This is a genomic window from Shinella sp. SUS2, from assembly GCF_001262505.1.
In the GTDB taxonomy this organism is placed as follows: domain Bacteria; phylum Pseudomonadota; class Alphaproteobacteria; order Rhizobiales; family Rhizobiaceae; genus Shinella.
Genome location: NZ_KQ410732.1, coordinates 70,938 through 86,858, shown reverse-complemented (window position 1 = coordinate 86,858; position 15,921 = coordinate 70,938). Strand labels below are relative to the sequence as shown.

18 protein-coding genes are annotated in these 15,921 nt (G+C 64.4%); 8 read left to right on the top strand and 10 right to left on the bottom strand.

What is annotated here, in order from left to right; genetic code table 11:
* Positions 1-7: 7 nt before the first annotated feature.
* The 5 genes from AKG11_RS16595 to AKG11_RS16575 form a co-directional block, all read right to left on the bottom strand.
* Positions 8-736, bottom strand: coding sequence for an MBL fold metallo-hydrolase (locus tag AKG11_RS16595; RefSeq protein ID WP_050744665.1), 729 nt, complete (start codon positions 734-736; stop codon positions 8-10).
* Between the two features lie 6 nt (positions 737-742).
* A complete protein-coding gene (locus tag AKG11_RS35845; protein WP_050744664.1) occupies positions 743-1,828 on the bottom strand; it encodes an ABC transporter ATP-binding protein in 1,086 nt (361 codons plus the stop codon).
* Entirely contained in the window at positions 1,825-2,613 is a 789-nt protein-coding gene (locus AKG11_RS16585; RefSeq protein WP_197283990.1) for an ABC transporter permease, read from the bottom strand. The genes AKG11_RS35845 and AKG11_RS16585 overlap by 4 nt, the downstream gene beginning before the upstream one ends.
* Positions 2,614-2,615: 2 nt before the next feature.
* Positions 2,616-3,479 carry an ABC transporter permease gene (locus AKG11_RS16580; RefSeq protein ID WP_050744663.1) on the bottom strand — a complete coding sequence of 288 codons (864 nt, stop codon included), beginning with the start codon at positions 3,477-3,479 and terminating at the stop codon, positions 2,616-2,618.
* 226 nt (positions 3,480-3,705) lie between these two features.
* On the bottom strand, positions 3,706-4,779 hold the full coding sequence (locus AKG11_RS16575; RefSeq protein WP_050744955.1) for a polyamine ABC transporter substrate-binding protein: 1,074 nt from the start codon (positions 4,777-4,779) through the stop codon (positions 3,706-3,708).
* A 131-nt stretch (positions 4,780-4,910) separates the two neighbouring features.
* On the opposite strand from AKG11_RS16575, the gene AKG11_RS16570 reads away from it, so the two are divergent.
* Together AKG11_RS16570 and AKG11_RS16565 are read left to right on the top strand one after the other, a co-directional pair.
* The gene (locus tag AKG11_RS16570; protein ID WP_023515678.1) at positions 4,911-5,537 is read left to right on the top strand and encodes a TetR/AcrR family transcriptional regulator; all 627 of its coding nucleotides are present in this window, start codon (positions 4,911-4,913) and stop codon (positions 5,535-5,537) included.
* 20 nt (positions 5,538-5,557) lie between these two features.
* Positions 5,558-5,950 (top strand): YybH family protein, encoded by a 393-nt coding sequence (locus AKG11_RS16565; RefSeq protein ID WP_050744662.1) that lies wholly within the window; start codon positions 5,558-5,560, stop codon positions 5,948-5,950.
* A 1-nt stretch (position 5,951) separates the two neighbouring features.
* On the opposite strand, the gene cueR is transcribed toward AKG11_RS16565, so the two are convergent.
* The 5 genes from cueR to AKG11_RS16535 form a co-directional block, all read right to left on the bottom strand.
* Positions 5,952-6,362, bottom strand: coding sequence for a Cu(I)-responsive transcriptional regulator (cueR, locus tag AKG11_RS16560; RefSeq protein ID WP_023515676.1), 411 nt, complete (start codon positions 6,360-6,362; stop codon positions 5,952-5,954).
* 214 nt (positions 6,363-6,576) lie between these two features.
* A complete protein-coding gene (locus tag AKG11_RS16550) occupies positions 6,577-6,792 on the bottom strand; it encodes a heavy-metal-associated domain-containing protein (protein ID WP_023515675.1) in 216 nt (71 codons plus the stop codon).
* Between the two features lie 76 nt (positions 6,793-6,868).
* The gene (locus tag AKG11_RS16545; RefSeq protein WP_050744660.1) at positions 6,869-7,336 is read right to left on the bottom strand and encodes a MarR family winged helix-turn-helix transcriptional regulator; all 468 of its coding nucleotides are present in this window, start codon (positions 7,334-7,336) and stop codon (positions 6,869-6,871) included.
* 218 nt (positions 7,337-7,554) lie between these two features.
* The gene (locus AKG11_RS16540; RefSeq protein ID WP_023516963.1) at positions 7,555-8,727 is read right to left on the bottom strand and encodes an aminotransferase; all 1,173 of its coding nucleotides are present in this window, start codon (positions 8,725-8,727) and stop codon (positions 7,555-7,557) included.
* A 17-nt stretch (positions 8,728-8,744) separates the two neighbouring features.
* Positions 8,745-9,761, bottom strand: a complete 1,017-nt coding sequence (locus tag AKG11_RS16535) for a LysR substrate-binding domain-containing protein (RefSeq protein ID WP_050744659.1) — start codon at positions 9,759-9,761, stop codon at positions 8,745-8,747.
* A 182-nt stretch (positions 9,762-9,943) separates the two neighbouring features.
* Here AKG11_RS16535 and speB point away from each other — a divergent pair, with 182 nt between their 5' ends.
* From speB to AKG11_RS16505, 6 genes are all read left to right on the top strand, one after another.
* Entirely contained in the window at positions 9,944-10,996 is a 1,053-nt protein-coding gene (gene speB / locus AKG11_RS16530) for an agmatinase (RefSeq protein WP_050744658.1), read from the top strand.
* Between the two features lie 68 nt (positions 10,997-11,064).
* A complete protein-coding gene (locus AKG11_RS16525) occupies positions 11,065-12,153 on the top strand; it encodes an ABC transporter substrate-binding protein (protein ID WP_023516960.1) in 1,089 nt (362 codons plus the stop codon).
* Positions 12,154-12,234: 81 nt separating this feature from the next.
* Entirely contained in the window at positions 12,235-13,269 is a 1,035-nt protein-coding gene (locus AKG11_RS16520; RefSeq protein ID WP_050744657.1) for an ABC transporter ATP-binding protein, read from the top strand.
* On the top strand, positions 13,266-14,120 hold the full coding sequence (locus AKG11_RS16515) for an ABC transporter permease (protein ID WP_023515374.1): 855 nt from the start codon (positions 13,266-13,268) through the stop codon (positions 14,118-14,120). Before AKG11_RS16520 ends, AKG11_RS16515 begins: the two co-directional genes overlap by 4 nt.
* Positions 14,117-14,914, top strand: a complete 798-nt coding sequence (locus AKG11_RS16510; RefSeq protein WP_050744656.1) for an ABC transporter permease — start codon at positions 14,117-14,119, stop codon at positions 14,912-14,914. The genes AKG11_RS16515 and AKG11_RS16510 overlap by 4 nt, the downstream gene beginning before the upstream one ends.
* Positions 14,915-15,133: 219 nt before the next feature.
* Complete coding sequence (locus tag AKG11_RS16505; RefSeq protein WP_050744655.1) at positions 15,134-15,916, top strand: carbon-nitrogen hydrolase family protein; 783 nt, start codon at positions 15,134-15,136, stop codon at positions 15,914-15,916.
* Positions 15,917-15,921 lie beyond the last annotated feature (5 nt).

Here is a 15,921-nt window from a genome sequence, read left to right as displayed (position 1 = left end):
TCTCCCGTCACTTCTGTTTTTCATCGAGCCAGCCCTTGATGAGCTGGCGGTAGCGTTCCCCGCCGAAACTTGGAAAATGGCCGCCATGCACCAGCCGCACGGGCATGGTCATGAGCCTTTCCATCGAGGCGATGTAATCCCCGAGATGGGAATGGTAGGTGTCCTCGATCAGCGGGCCATCGTAGACGATGTCGCCCGAGAAGAGAATTTCGGTCGCCTTTTCATAGAGCGCAATACCCCCTGGGGAGTGGCCCGGCGTGTGGATGACCTCGAAATGCCGGTCGCCGAGATCAATGACGTCGCCGTCTTCGAGGATGCGCGTCGCCGGCGCGCGCTTCACCGCGTAACATGTCGAGCAATAGGGTTCAGGCGGCAGCGCGTCGAAGATCTCGTCGGTCACATAAGGGTCGGCCAGCGTGTTCTGCCGCGTCGGGTTGGCGAGCAGGTCCGCCTCGGCGGCATGTACGGCCCGGCACTCGAATTCGTGGTGGCAGCCGATATGGTCGAAATGCGTATGGCTCGCCACGGCGATCAGATTGCGCTCGGTGACGAGCGGCACCCATTCACGCAAGGAGACGACACCCATGCCGCTGTCGACAAGCATATCCCGGTCACGGCCGCGCACATGCCAGATGTTGCAGCGGTAGAATTCCTGGATATAGGGTTCGCTGATCGCGGTGACGTCGTCATCGAGGCGACGAACGCTGTACCAATCCTCCGGGCGGATGCGCTGCATGTGACCCTAAACTCCCGCTCCGTCCTGAAGCACGACGATGCTATCCGCCTTCAGCCGAAGGTCAAGCTCGCCGCCGATGTCAGGCGTCTCGGTCTGCGGCAGATGGGCGGTGAGGCTCGCCCCGCCCGCGGTAACATGGCAGCGGTGATGCGTGCCGAAGAAGGCGCTGCCGGTGATCCGGCCGCGCCCCAGCGAGACGGTCGGCACCGCCGCACCGGCACTGCGAAAATGCTCCGGCCGGATGCAGAGCGTCACATCCCGCCCCGCCGCCGGCAGACCCGAGACGAAGGCGGAGGCGGGCAGGGCGACGCGGCCGAGCGCGGTTTCCACTTCGGCCTCGTTTGCCGCCGTGCCGCGCACCGTGGCCGGCAGAAAATTCGCCTCGCCCATGAAGCCGGCGGAAAACAGCGAGCGCGGGCGCATGTAGATCGAGGCGGGCGTGCCGACATCCTCGATGCGCCCCTTGTTCATGACGACGATGCGATCGGCGATCGCCATCGCCTCTTCCTGGTCGTGCGTGACATGCACGAAGGTCGTGCCGACGCGCTTCTGGATGGCCTTCAATTCGTCCTGCATCTGCCGGCGCAGCTTCAGGTCCAGCGCGCCGAGCGGCTCGTCGAGCAGCAGCACGTCGGGATCGACCGCCAGCGCCCGGGCGAGCGCCACGCGCTGCCGCTGGCCGCCCGAGAGTTCGTGCGGCTTCTTGGCGGAGGACGCCCTGAGCCCGACGAGATCGAGATAGGAAAATGCCTTCTCGTAACGCTCCGCCTTGCCCATGCCGCGCATCCTGAGGCCGAAGCCGACATTGTCGCGCAGGCACATATGCGGAAAGAGCGCATAGTCCTGGAACATGGTGGTCGTCGGGCGTTTGGCCGGCGGCACGAAGGTCATGTCCCGCCCGCCGATCGCGATCGTGCCCGAGGTCGGCTCGATGAAGCCGCCGAGGATGGAGAGCAGCGTGGTCTTGCCGCAGCCGGAGGGGCCGAGCAGCACGATGAACTCGCCGGCGGCAATATCGAGCGAGACGTCGTCCAGTGCCCGGAAAGCGCCGAAAACCTTGGTGGCGTTCTTGATGGAAACGTCGGCGGTCATGAGGATTTCCCGGTTTTGCGGAAGACGGCGAGTTCCATCACGACGAGGAACGCCACGGAGATGAGGAAGACGACGGAGCCGATGGCATTGGTCTTGGGATCGAGACCCGAGCGCAGCATGCTCCAGATCTCGACCGGCAGCGTCACGTCGAAGCGCGACAGCAGGAAGGCGACGATGAATTCGTCCCAACTGAAGGTGACGGAGAGGAAGAAGGCGGCAAGGATCGACGGCAGCAGCATGGGCGCGGTGACGAGCAGCATGACCTGCCAGTCCTTCGCGCCGAGATCGCGCGCCGCCCGCTCGATATTCACCTGATGTCCGCCCATCGAGGCATAGATGATGGCAAAGCACAGCGGCAGGTTGATCACCACATGGCCGATGCCGACGGTCAGAAGCGAAAGACGGAGGCCCGTGACGTTCAGCATCGAGAGCAGGCCGAGCCCGATGATCAGCGTGCTCACCGTCATCGGCGCGACGATGAGGCCGCGCAGCAGGCCGGAGGCCGGCAGCGTGTAGCGCGCGAAGGCATAGGCCGCGAGAAAGCCGAGCACGCAGGCGACCGCCGAGGAGAGGATCGCGACGAGAAGCGAATTGCCGAGCGCCGCCATCAACTTGCCGTCGGCAAAGATCGCCTCGTACCAGCGCAGCGTCAGCCCGTTCAGCGGCGGCACCGGCAGCGTGCCGTCCTGGAAGGAGAACAACACCAGCACGACGACCGGCAGGAAAATGAAGAGATAGAGCAGGCCGGCATAGAGCGCCGCCAGTGCCGTGGTGAGGTGCCGCATGGTCAGGTCCTCTCCATCTTCAGCCAGCGGGCGCAGGCGATATAGGCGAGCGTCACGACGACCATCAGAACCAGCGAGAGCGCGGCCGCCATCGGGAAATCCGCCCGTCGTCCCAGTTGCAGCATGATGACCTGCGGCAGCACCAATTCGTTGTTGCCGCCGAGGATCTGCGGCGTGATGTAGTCGCCGATGCACAGCACGAAGGTCAGGAACGCGCCGACCATGATGCCGGGCAGCGTCAGCGGCAGCACGACATGCCAAAAAGTCTGGAAAGCGTTTGCCCCGAGGTCTGCCGCCGCGCGGCGATAGTTCGGAGAAAGCTGGATGAGGTTGGCGTAGATCGTCAGCGTCAGCAGCATGACGAAGAAGTGCACGAAGCCGATGACCGTGCCGGTGCGGTTGGCCGAAAGCTCCAGCGGCTCGGCGATGACGCCGAGGGCGAGCAGCGCCTGATTGACGACGCCGCCCTTGGAGAGCACCAGCAGCCAGGAATAGGAGCGCACGACATAGGAGGTCCAGAACGGCAGGATGGCCATGACGAGGGCGAAGCGCTGCCACTTCTTCGGCACGCGCTCCGCGATGATCCAGGCGAGCGGATAGGCGAGCAGCACCGAGATGACGGTGACGATGGCTGTGATCTCCAGCGAGACGGTGAGCCCCTTGAAGAAATGCGCCTTGCCGAAGAAGGCGAGGTAGTTGTCGAGCGTCCAGGTCGCGACGATCTCGCGCCCCTGCCGCGTCCAGAAACTGATCGCCGCGATATAGGCCAAGGGCACGAGGAAGAAGAAGCCCGTCCAGGCGAGCGCCGGCAGGGCAAAGGCCCAGGCCTTGCGGCGCTCAGCGCGTTCGAGGGCGGTGGTGGTCATGCGGTCGGGTCTCCGTTCGCGCTCTATGCTGGTGCCGCCCCTCATCCGCCTGCCGGCACCTTCTCCCCGCAGGCGGGGAGACGGGGGTATGCCGCATCGGCTTCCTCGACCGGTGACCGGTTCGTGGGGCAAGTCCCCTCTCCCCGCTTGCGGGGAGAGGGTTAGGGTGAGGGGCGAACCTGATGCAATTGCCCAACGACGCGGGCGACTGCGCTCCATCAAACCCTTACTGCTGCAACATCTCCGTCCAGATATCCTGCATCGCCGCATCCATGTCGGCATCCGCCACCGGATAAAGCTGCGAGTTCTTCAGGTAGTCCGGCTGCCTGTCCCAGCGCAGCGCCGTCTTCTGCTGGTCGGTCAGGTGCTCGCCCGCCTTGGCGTTCGCCGGCATCGCCCAGTAGCAGGAGGAGGTCGCAAGCCGCGCCTGCCCCTCGGGGCTGACGATATACTGCACGAATTTCAGCGCCAGGTCCTGCTTCTCCGAATCCTTGAAGACGCCGATCGACTGCGCCCAGCGCAGCGCGCCCTGTTTCGGGATCGTCCAGTCGAGATTCGGCTTTTCCGCCGAAAGCCCGGCCGTCAGCCACTCGCCGCCACCGACGACGATGTCCACTTCGCCCGTCGCCAGCGCCGTCTGCGAGGCGACGACGTCGCTCACCTGGCGGGCGACCTTCTTCATCTCGAAGAGCTTTTCCTTGATCGCCGACAGGTCGTCCTGCTTCAGCTCGGCCGTCTTCTTGCCGATGCCGACGCCTGTCAGGCCAACCATCGGCAGGTAGTAGTCGTAAAGCGCGATGCGGCCCTTGTACTTCTCCGACCAGATCACCGAAAGGTCGTCCATGTCCGCCGGGTCGACCTTCGTCTTGTCGTAGGAAATCGTGTTGTAGCCGAATTTTTCCGTGACGGCGTAGACCTTGCCGTCATTGGTCGTCGTCTCTTCCATGCGCACTTCCGGAAAGAGGTCGCCGAGCGGCAGCTTGTCGGCCGGCATCTCGCCGAGGATTTCCATGTCGATGGCGCGCGGCACGTCGACGGCGTCGATGACCAGCACGTCCCAGTCGCCGGGACGCGACTGCTCGATGATCGAGATCGCCGCGCCCGTGCCCTCGTATTCCTTGAGGTTCACCTTGACGTTGTTGGCCTTTTCGAAGGGTTCCACGAGCGCCGGGTCGGTGTGGTCGCACCAGACGAGCGCGTTCAACTCATCCTGCGCCATCGCACCTGCGGGAGCGAGAACAAGCGCGGCGGCGGTGGCAAGAAGCATTCGGCGGAACGGGCCGCGGGAAACGGTGGTCATCATCATCTTTCCCTCTGGCTGCAGGTTTTCGGCCTGGCGAATGGCGCTCGTTGCGACGCCTTGAGAAAAAGATTGAACGAGTTCATTTTTTAAGTCAATCTCATTTTTGAGGAGATTCCAACGGAGGTTCCATGGCCGGATTGCGCGCAAAACAGAAGGCGGACAGGACACGTCGCATCCTCGAGGCCGCGACCACGCTGTTTCGCCGCGAGGGCTATGACAGCGCGCGTATCGAGGACATCGCCGAGATGGCGGAGGTCTCCGTCGGCACACTCTACAACTACTACCAGAACAAGGGCGACATCCTCGTCGCGACCGTGGCGATGGAGGTGACGGAGGTGCTGGAAGCCGGCACGCGCATCGTCGCCAACCCACCGCTGAACGTCGCCGAAGCGCTGCGTGCGCTGATCGAGCAGTATTACGACCATTCGCTCTACTACCTCTCCAAGGAGATGTGGCGTACGGCCATGGCGATCTCCATCCAGCAGCCGGACATGCCGCTCTCCCGGCGCTACAGCGAACTCGACGGCCAGCTCTGCGCGCAAGTCATTCGCCTCGTCGAGACCCTGCAGGCCCGCGGCATCGTACAGGCCAGCGTCGACACCAAGGCGATGGGTGAGCTTTTCTTCAACAATCTCAATATGATGTTCATCGAGTTCTGCAAGGTCGACGCCATGCCGCTCGAAGAACTGAAGGCGCGCGTCAACACCCAGCACGAGCCCATCGCCGCGCTCATCAGCACCGTCAAGATCGTCTGAGCGACAGGAAGCCTCCCCGCATGACCGAACCGGAAACCACCGTCCTTGCCACCGCCGATGCGCTGGTCGACGCCTTTGCACGGCACGACCGCGAGGCCTATTTCGCCGCCTTCGCTGAAGAGGCGAGCTTCCTCTTCTACAATCTCGACCGCCGCCTCGACAGCCGCGCCGCCTACGAGGCCGAGTGGGCCCTCTGGGAGAAGCGCGACGGTTTCCGCGTGCTCGCCTGCCGTTCGACGGACCGACAGGTGCAGTTTGCCGGCAACGTCGCGATCTTCACCCACGCCGTCGAGACCGATCTTTCCATCGGTGGCGAGACCGTAAGGAACAACGAGCGCGAGACCATCGTCTTCTCCCGCGACCCGTCCGGCCGCTGGCTCGCAGTCCACGAGCACCTGTCGCCCGCGGTCTAAGTCAGCAACATTTTTCCTCGGCCTTGCCGGCCGCAAGCTGTTCGAGGATCGGGCAATCCGGCCGGTCGTCGCCGTGGCAATGCGCGGAAAGGTGCTCCAGCGTCTGCACCATCTCCTGCAGCAGGCGCATCTTTTCCTTCATCTCGGCGACATGCGCGCTGGCGATGCGCTTGACGTCACCGGAAGCGCGTTCGCGGTCCTGCCAGAGCGCGAGCAGGTCGCGGATCTGGGCGATGGAAAAGCCGAGATCACGCGCACGCCGAATGAAGGAGAGCGTCGAGAGGTCCTTCGCGCCGTAGACGCGGTAGCCCGCGCCCGTGCGGCCGGCCGCCCGGATGAGGCCGATCTCTTCGTAATGCCGGATCATCTTGGCGGTGACGCCCGTCGCCTCTGCCGCTTCGCCGATGTTCATGCATAGTCTCCCTTGCAGAAAGCCGCGGGAAAACATTCCGGCCGCAGCAGGATCGAGACGGTGGGCATTGCGCAAAGCGCAGTGCCTGCCGACCCATCCGGCGCGCCAGGAAAAGCCAGGCGAGCCGTCAGCATACGAGCAAAGTGGGCCGTCATCACGTTCTGGAAATGGTCGCGCAGTGCCCCGTCTGTCAAGATCAAGCGGCCTTTTGCGCTCAGGCGGCGTCGACCGGCGAATAGCCCTCAGCTTCGATGACAGAGGCGACGGCAGAGCGGTCGCCGGCATTCTCAACCGAAACGCGCTTCGTGCCGAGATCGATCTCGATCTTGGCGGCCGGAAAGGCAGAAAGGACCGCGCCCGTGATCGTCTTGGCACAATGACCGCAGGTCATATCCGCAACAGTGAAGGCGAGGCGGGCATTGTCACTCATGAAGGGTCTCCTGATTGGTCACCCATGCTGAAACCTTCCCGCATGGCAAGGTCAAGCCCGGATCCACCGGAAAGACTCAACCGAAGAGAAGCGTGAGGAGGACCAGGAACTGGTCGCGCGCCCGCGTACCGCCAAGTCGCTCCAGGCAATCCGCCTCAAAATCCGCCTCCGCCTTGCGGGCATCTGCAAATAGGCTCGCCCCGGCTGGAGTTACATAAAGGGCGTGAGAGCGCCGGTCGTTCGGCGCAGCACGCCGCTCGATCAGACATCGCCCTTCGAGCTCGTTCATCAGCGATACGAAATTCGCCCGTTGGACACCCATCGCTCCGGCAATCTCCGATTGCTTGCGCCCGGGATTTTCCGCGATCAGGGCGAGGGCGCTGAACTCTGCCGGACGCAGGTTCATAGCCGAAAAATAGAGGAGGAAACGGTGAAGGAACTGGCCGTGGGCCCGACGGAGTTGATGCACCACGCCTTGCGCCACCAAGGAGGCGCCAAGAGCGTCTTCGGTAGTTGGCCCGTCAACTTCGCCCGCTGTTCCCATGACTTGAGCCTCTTCCCCGCGACCGGACGTCCTCCGGTGCGCAGCATGTCAAGACCATAAGGACAACCGGAGCAAGCACAAGACACGGCTTGCGCGATTGCATCTATTTTCTACACGCAACCATTAGGAGCGAAATGATTTTGCCGCCCCCAGACATTCGGTGATGCCTGGGGTCTACATGAACATCGTCTCGCTCAGCTAAAAGTAGCAACCGCTGATTAGTCCAAGGCGAATCGGTTGAGCCGTTCCTGCAGCCGCCCGATCGTCGTCACATCGGCATTGGCGAAGGCGAAGCGGAGGTAGCCGTCCTGCCGCGCACCGAAATAGCTGCCGGGCAGGCAGAGAATGCCGGCCTCCTTGGCCAGCTTCTCCGCGACCCGCGCGGAGGGCGCTTCGCCGAACGGATGGCCAATGAAGGCGAAGTAGGCGCCGACCGCGCCAACGCGCCAGGCCGGAGCGCCGGCCATAGTCGAAAGCAGCGCCTCGACCCGCCGGGCGATTTCCCGACGGTTCTCCTCGCGCCAGTCGGCCAGGAGTGGCAGGGCTGTGGCAACAGCGGCTTGGGCGGAGCGCGGCGGGCAGATCTGCAGGTTGTCCATGATCTTGGCGACCTGCTCGACCACGCCGGCACCCGCCGTGATGGCGCCGAGGCGATGGCCGGGTATGCAGAAGGATTTCGAGAAGCTGTAGAGGCTGATCAGCGTGCTCTCCCAGCCCGGCCGGCCGAACAGGTCATGCGGCCGGCCGGCACCGGCCGGCAGGAAGTCGCGATAGGTCTCGTCGAGAATGAGCCAGACACCGCGTGCGGCGCAAAGATCGTAGATCTGCGCCAGCAGGGCGGGCGGATAGACGGCGCCGGTGGGGTTGTTCGGAGAGACGAGCGCGACGGCGCGCACGTCGGGCGTAATCGCCGATGCCAGCGTCTCGATGTCAGGCAGGAACCCATTGGCGGGGTCGCAGGCAGCAAACCGGGTCTTGATACCCAGCATGGCGAGCGTCGTTTCCTGGTTGAAATAGTAGGGATCGGTCATCAGCACCGCATCACCGGCTCCGGCGACCGCCATGGCGGCACAGATGAAGGCCTGGTTGCAGCCGGCCGTGATATGGACATTGCCGGCGACAATCGCCGCGCCGTAGGCCTCCGCCACATGCAGCGCATAGGCCTTGCGCAGGCTGTCCTCGCCTTCGATCGGCCCATAGCCCGTATAGGCGCGCGAAGCGGCATATTCGCCGAGCAGGCGCAGCATGTCGGGATGCGGCGGATAACCGGGCACAGCCTGCGACAGGTCGATCATCGGGCCGCTACGGCCATCATAGGCATCGCCCCAGGCGAAGACGGACGGGATCGGCGGGGCGGCAAGGGTTTCGACGAGCGGGTTGAAACGGGGCATTGTCATTTCCGTAGCGGTCAGGCGCGGGTCTTGCGCTGGGGGGTGGAGGGAACACGGCGCTTGGCCGGGATTGCGGTCGCGTGATGGTTTTCACCGGTCCGGCCGCTGCGGCCGCGCAATATCATGCGGGCGGAGGTCTGCGGCTCGGGCAGGCTCTCTTCGAGCGAGGCAAAGAGCCAGTCGATGAACACCTTGACGATCGGCGCCTGGCGCACCGCCTGCCGGCAGGCGACATAGAACGCGTCATTGGCCGGCACCGTCAGGTCGAAGGGCACGACGAGTTCGCCGCGGGCGATGAGGTTGCTGGCGGTGATCGTGTCGCCGAGGGCGATACCCTGGCCATGCAGCGCCGCCTCGGTGGAAAGGCGCGCGTCGCTCATGAAATGCTGGCGCCCGCGCACCACGTCGATCGCATCCGCCGCCGCCAGCCAGGTGTTCCATTCGCGCCCGTCGTCGCCGTGGAACAGCGTGTGGTCGGAAAGATCGCGCACCGAGCGCAGCGGCCGGCTGTTGAGCAGCGTCGGGCTCGCCACCGGAAAGAGCTGGAGATGCGACCAGAGCCGCGTCCAGCAATCCGGCCAGTTGCCATCGCCGTAGAGCACGCTGACATCCGTGTCGAGCGAGCGCAGATTGTCGGGATCGTTGGAGGCGATCAGCGTCACACGCACGCCGGGGAACTGGTCGGTGAAGGTGTTGAGGCGCGGGATGAGCCAGAGCGACAGGAGCGCCGGCACGCAGGTGACGGTGAGATCGCCGCGGGTCTCCGGCTGCTTCATCAGCGCCGTTGCTGCCGCGATCTCGCCGAAGGCATTGGTAACGGCGGGCAGCAGAAGCGCGCCCTGCGGCGTCAGCTTGAGCCGCTTGCCGCCGCGCTCGAAAAGAACGGTGCCAAGCGATTCCTCCAGTGCCCGTATCTGGTGGCTGACCGCGCCGTGCGTCACGTTCAGCTCGCGCGCGGCAGCCGAAACCGCGCCCCGGCGGGCGGTCGCCTCGAAGGCGCGAAGCGGGTTGAGCGGCGGCAGGCGCGAGGCCATGGAGGCGGTTCCGGTATGTGAGTTTTTCTCACACAAACCGCTACAACAATGTCAATTGATTTTCCAGCCGTTTTATTACGATACTATGAAGAACGAGGGCAAAGCCCCGGGGGAACATCATTTGGCTCGCTTCTGCTCCGGCCCCCGGTCTGCCCGCATTTCTGACAGGTGAGGTAAGGACAATGGGCGGCAGCAAGCTCGACGAACTCAAGGCAAAATACGGCGCAAGCCACGGTGGCGAACTGTTCGACCCGGCCTTCCGCAAGGTCGCCGACAAGATCTTCACCAAGAGCGGCTCGCGCCTTGCGCCCTATGCCGGCGTGCCGACCTTCCTCTCCGCGCCTTACATGCCCCTTGATGCGGAAAATCCCGATTTCGGCAATCTCCAGGTCGCCATAACGGGCGTGCCGATGGATCTCGGCGTCACCAACCGCCCCGGCTCGCGCTTCGGGCCGCGCGCCATGCGCTCCATCGAGCGCATCGGCCCCTACAACCACGTGCTCGATTGCGCCCCGGTGCAGGAACTGCGCGTGGCCGATATCGGCGACGTACCCTTCCAGAGCCGCTATCGCCTCGAGCTCAGCCATGACGACATCGAGAAGCGCTTCAACCAGATCGTCGATGCCGGCGTGATCCCGCTCGCCGTCGGCGGCGACCACTCGATCACCCATCCGATCATGAAGGCGGTCGGGAAGAAACAGCCGGTCGGCATGATCCATATCGATGCCCATTGCGACACCGGCGGCTCCTTCGACCAGACGAAGTTCCACCATGGCGGCCCGTTCCGCAACGCCGTGCTCGACGGCGTGCTCGACCCGACCCGCACGATCCAGATCGGTATCCGCGGCTCGTCGGAATATCTCTGGGAATTCTCCTATGAGTCCGGCATGACCGTCATCCACGCCGAAGAGGTGAGCGGCCGCGGCATTCCTGCCATCATCGAGAAGGCGAAGGCGATCGTTGGCGACGGGCCGACCTATCTCTCCTTCGACATCGACAGCCTCGACCCGAGCTTCGCCCCTGGCACCGGTACGCCGGAAATCGGCGGCCTGACGAGCCGCGAGGTTCTGGAGCTGATCCGCGGCCTCAAGGGCATCAATCTCGTCGGCGGCGACGTCGTCGAAGTCGCCCCGCAATATGACGCCACGACCAACACCGCCCATGCCGGCGCCCAGGTGCTGTTCGAAATTCTGAGCCTTATGGTTTTCAGCCCTTCCGTGGCCCGGACCGCCTGACATACAATAGCAACAACGGGAACGCACCGGCCGGATCGATCGGCCGGCCTAACAGGAGAAAAATGACGATGCGTGACATCCTCAAGACCAATGTCAGCCGCCGCGCGGTGCTGGGTGCCGGCGTTGCCGGTGCCTCGCTGCTGGCCATGCCGGCCGTGCTGCGCGCCCAGGACAAGTCGCTGAAGGTCGGCGTGTATGGCGGCTACTTCAAGGATTCGTTCGACAAGAACATTTTTGCCGATTTCACCAAGGAAACCGGCATCGCCGTGGAATCGGTCGCCGAGCCGACCGGCGAAGCCTGGCTCGTCCAGCTCGAACAGGCCGCCAAGGCCGGCCAGGCCCCGGCCGACGTCTCGATGATGTCGCAGGTCGCCATGCTGAAGGGCCAGTCGACCGAACTCTGGGCCGCTCTCGACACGGCCAAGATCCCGAATTCATCGAACCTCATCGACCATTTCGTCAACAAGTATCCCGACGGCCGCGTCGCCGGCATCGGTGCCGTCGCCTGGTACATCACGCTCGTCACCAACACGGATGTCTACAAGGAAGCGCCGACCTCCTGGAATGCGCTGTGGGATCCGGCCAACGCCGACAAGCTCGGCCTGCTGGCGCTCGTCTCGAACTCGTTCCTCCTGGAAGTGACCGCGAAGACCCATTTCGGTGGCACCAACGCGCTCGACACCGAGGAGGGCCTCGTCAAGGCCTTCGAGAAGCTCGCCGAAGTCAAGCCGAACGTCCGCCTGTGGTATCGCGACGAGGCGCAGTTCGAACAGTCGCTGAAGTCGGGCGAAATCCCGATGGGCCAGTACTACCATGACGTGACGGGCCTTGCCGCAAAGGATGGCCAGCCGGTCCGCTCCACCTTCCCGAAGGAAGGCGGCATCATGGATTCCGGTTGCTGGGCCCTGTCGCGTGCCTCCGAAAAGGCCGAAGAAGCCCACACCTTCATCAACTACATGTGCCAGCCGAAGATCCAGGCGCTCCTGTCGCGCAAGGTCGGCACCGCCCCGACACTGAAGCGCGATCTGCTCGACCTCACGGCCGAAGAGTTCGCCGCGGTGTCCTCGGACATCGAGCCGATCATCCCGCGTTATGACCTCTACACGTCCAAGGCCGACTGGCTGAACCAGAAGTGGACGGAAATGATCGCGGGCTGAGCCGCGCCTTCCAGAACTCGACCGGCCGGCTGAACAATCAGCCGGCCGGCCCCAAAACCGTCAGCGCCGAGCGGAGCTCCAATGTCCGGATTGACCCTCCAGAATATCGTCAAGCAGTTTGGTACCTTCACGGCCGTCAAGAATGTCGAGCTGACGGTTCCGCACGGCACCTTCGTCTGCCTTCTCGGCCCGTCCGGTTGCGGCAAGACGACCCTGATGCGCATGGTCGCCGGCCTCGATCTTCCGACGAGCGGCGCCATCAAGCTCGACGGCAAGGACATTACCAACGTGCCGACCCACAAACGGGAGCTCGGCATGGTCTTCCAGTCGCTGGCGCTTTTCCCGCACCTGACGGTCGGCGAGAACATCGCCTATTCGCTGCGCATCCGCGGCGTCGGCAAGGAAGAGCAGAAGAAACGCGTCGACGAGCTGCTCGCGATGATCCACCTTACAGGCTACGCGGACCGCCCGGTCGCAAAGCTCTCCGGCGGCCAGCGCCAGCGCGTCGCGATCGCCCGCGCGCTCGCCATCTCGCCGAAACTCTTCCTGCTCGACGAACCGCTCTCCGCCCTCGACGCGAAGCTGCGCGAGGCCATGCAGGTGGAACTGCGCCAGCTGCAGCAACGCCTCGGCATCACCACCATCGTCGTCACCCACGACCAGCGCGAGGCCATGACCATGGCCGACACGGTCGTCGTGATGAGCGGCGGTGAAATCCGCCAGGCCGCCGCGCCCGTCGAAATCTACCGCCGCCCGGCCGACACCTTCGTCGCCGACTTCATCGGCATGACCAACCTCATCGACTTCTCCGCCGGCGGCGCCGGCGCGAGCGTGCTCGGCGCGCAGGTGCCCGGCCTTTCCATCCCGGCGGGCCTCAAGTCCGGCATCATCTCGGTGCGCCCGGAAGACGTGCACCTCACCGCCGCCGGCAACGCCCCGATCACGGGGACCGTCACCTTCGTGCGCGATCTCGGCGGCACGATCGAGACCTTCGTCGAGGCGGCCGGCAAGCAGGTCGTCGCCGTCTCCATGCCGAATGCCCGGCCAGACGTTGCCGTCGGCCAGACCGTCGGCATCCAGCTCAACCCCGGCGATTGCGTGGTGCTGAAGTCATGAGACGCGAGGCTCCGCAGAAGTTTTCCGACTACGGCCCGCTGTTCTTTCCCGCGGGCATGCTGATCGTCTTCTTCGTCGTGCCCTTCGCGACGATGATCGCCGTCTCCTTCTTCCGCCGCGACCCGGCGGGGTTCTACTCGCCCGATTTCGTCTTCGACAACTATGCCCGCTTCCTGAGCCTGTTCTTCGGCAAGGTGCTCGGCTTCTCGCTGTTCCTGGCGATTACGGTCGCCATCTGCTGTGTGGTGCTCGCCGTCCCCTTCACATATCTGCTCTCGCGCGCCCGGCGAAAGACGCAGGTGCTCTGGCTGGTGGCGCTGCTCTCCATCCTGTCGCTGTCGGAAGTCATCATCGGCTTTGCCTGGTCGACCCTCTTCTCGCGTACCGCCGGTATTACCAATCTGCTCGTGATGCTCGGCATCATGAACGAGGCGGTGGCCCTCAACCCGAGCTTCGGCGCGGTGTTGACCGCCATGACCTACCAGGCGCTGCCCTATACCGTGCTCGTGCTCTATCCCGCGCTGGTGCGGCTCGACCCCACCCTGACGGAGGCCGCGCGCACGCTTGGCGCCTCGCCGGTAAAATCTTTCTTCACCGTGGTCGTGCCGGCACTCAGGAACACCATCGTCGCGACGCTGATCATGGTGTTCATCTTCGCGCTCGGCTCCTACCTCCTGCCGCAGATCCTCGGCCGGCCGCAGCACTGGACGCTCTCGGTGCTCATCACCGACCAGGCGATCTACCAGTCCAACATGCCGTTCGCCGCCGCCATGGCCGTGTTCCTCGTGCTCGTCACGCTCGGCCTCGTCGCACTCACGGTCTATGCCGGTCGCAAGGGAGAAGCCGCATGAACGCGCTTCTGCAGAAGGTCTATTTCGGCCTTATCGGCCTCTTTCTCTCGCTGCCGATCATCGTGGTGGCCGGTGTCTCGGTCAACGAGAAGCAGACGCTCGCCTTCCCGCCGCAGGGCTTTTCGCTCGGCTGGTACGGCGAAATCTTCACCAATGTCGAGTGGCGCAACGCACTCTTCGCCTCGATAACGCTCGCGGCTCTTTCAGCGGCCGTCGCGCTCGCCATCGCCCTGCCGCTCGCCTGGTTCCTCTGGCGCCGCCACGCGCCCTGGGCAAACATCTTCCAGCTGCTCGGCGTCGCGCCCTTCACGCTGCCGCCGGTCATCACCGCGCTCGGCCTTCTCACCTTCTGGGCGACGACCGGCTTCTACGGCCAGCCCGCGACAGCCGTCATCAGCCATGCGATCTTCTTCGTGACGCTGCCGCTGGTCACGCTCTCGCTCGGCTTCTCTTCCATCGACCGTTCGCTGGTGGAAGCAGCCTCCACGATGGGCGCCGATGACCGCACGATCTTCCGCACGGTTGTCCTGCCGCTCATCCTGCCCTATCTGATCTCCGGCTATGCCTTCGCCTTCGTCCTGTCGCTCAACGAGTATATCGTTGCCTACATGACGATCGGTTTCACGATGGAGACGCTGCCGATCAAGATCTTCAACGCCCTGCGCTACGGCTATACGCCGACGATGGCCTCGGTCACGATCCTCTTCGTCGCCATCGCCGCCACCATCTTCGGTCTCGTCGCCCGCTTCGGCGACCTGCCGAAGCTGCTCGGCGCCATGTCGTCGCGGGACTAGAGCATTTCCAGCCGAAGCGAAATCGCTTCGGCGTCGGATAATGCGGCAAAAACAAGGATCGAGAGTACGTCCGGAAGGCGGGGACCGATCCTCCGTCCGGGAATACGAAAGACACCAGGTTAGGGCGTTTTCGCGGCTCGAAGACAAGCGACAACGCCCTGCCGGCCCGTCAGGAGCGGGACGCTTGCTGCCGGAAGGCCACAACGAACAGGAGCCCGCATGCGGATCGCCGCCCTCCAGATGCACGCCATTGCCGGCGACGGCGAGGCCAATATCGAGCGCATCGCGGCAGCTGCCGCCGATGCGGCAGCCGGCGGTGCCAGGTTGCTCGTCGTGCCGGAACTTGCCGTTCCCGGCTATGGGGCAGGGGAGGCGGCCTTCAGCCGTCTCGCATCCCCCGCAACGGGTGACGTTGCCACGCGCCTCGGCGCGATCGCCCGCGACAACGCCCTTGCCATCGTCGCGGGCTTTGCCGAACAGGACGGCACGCATGTCTACAACAGCGCGCTCTTTACCGATGGCATCGGTACCAACGCCGTCTACCGCAAGTCTCATCTCTATGGCGACTACGAGCGCGCCGCCTTCCGCACCGCCGCACCTGCCTCCGTCATGGTGGAGCTCGGCGGCATCCGGCTCGGCATGCTGATCTGCTACGACGTGGAGTTTCCGGAAAACGTCCGGCGTCTCGCGCTCGCCGGCGCCGATCTCGTCCTCGTGCCCACGGCGTTGCCGAAGGGCTCGTCCGGCACTTTCATCGCCAATCACATGATCCAGGTGCGCGCCTTCGAGAACCAGGTCTTCGTCGCCTATATCAACCATTGCGGCGCCGACGACCATTTCACCTATGCCGGCCTGTCACGCATCGCAGCGCCCGACGGCAAGCTGCTCGCCGAAGCGCCGGCAGAGGGCGAAACCCTGCTCTTCGCGGAAATCCGCCCCGAGGATTACGCGAAGTCGCGCGCGGAAAACACCTACCTCATCGATCTTGGGCGTCAGGGCTGAACCGC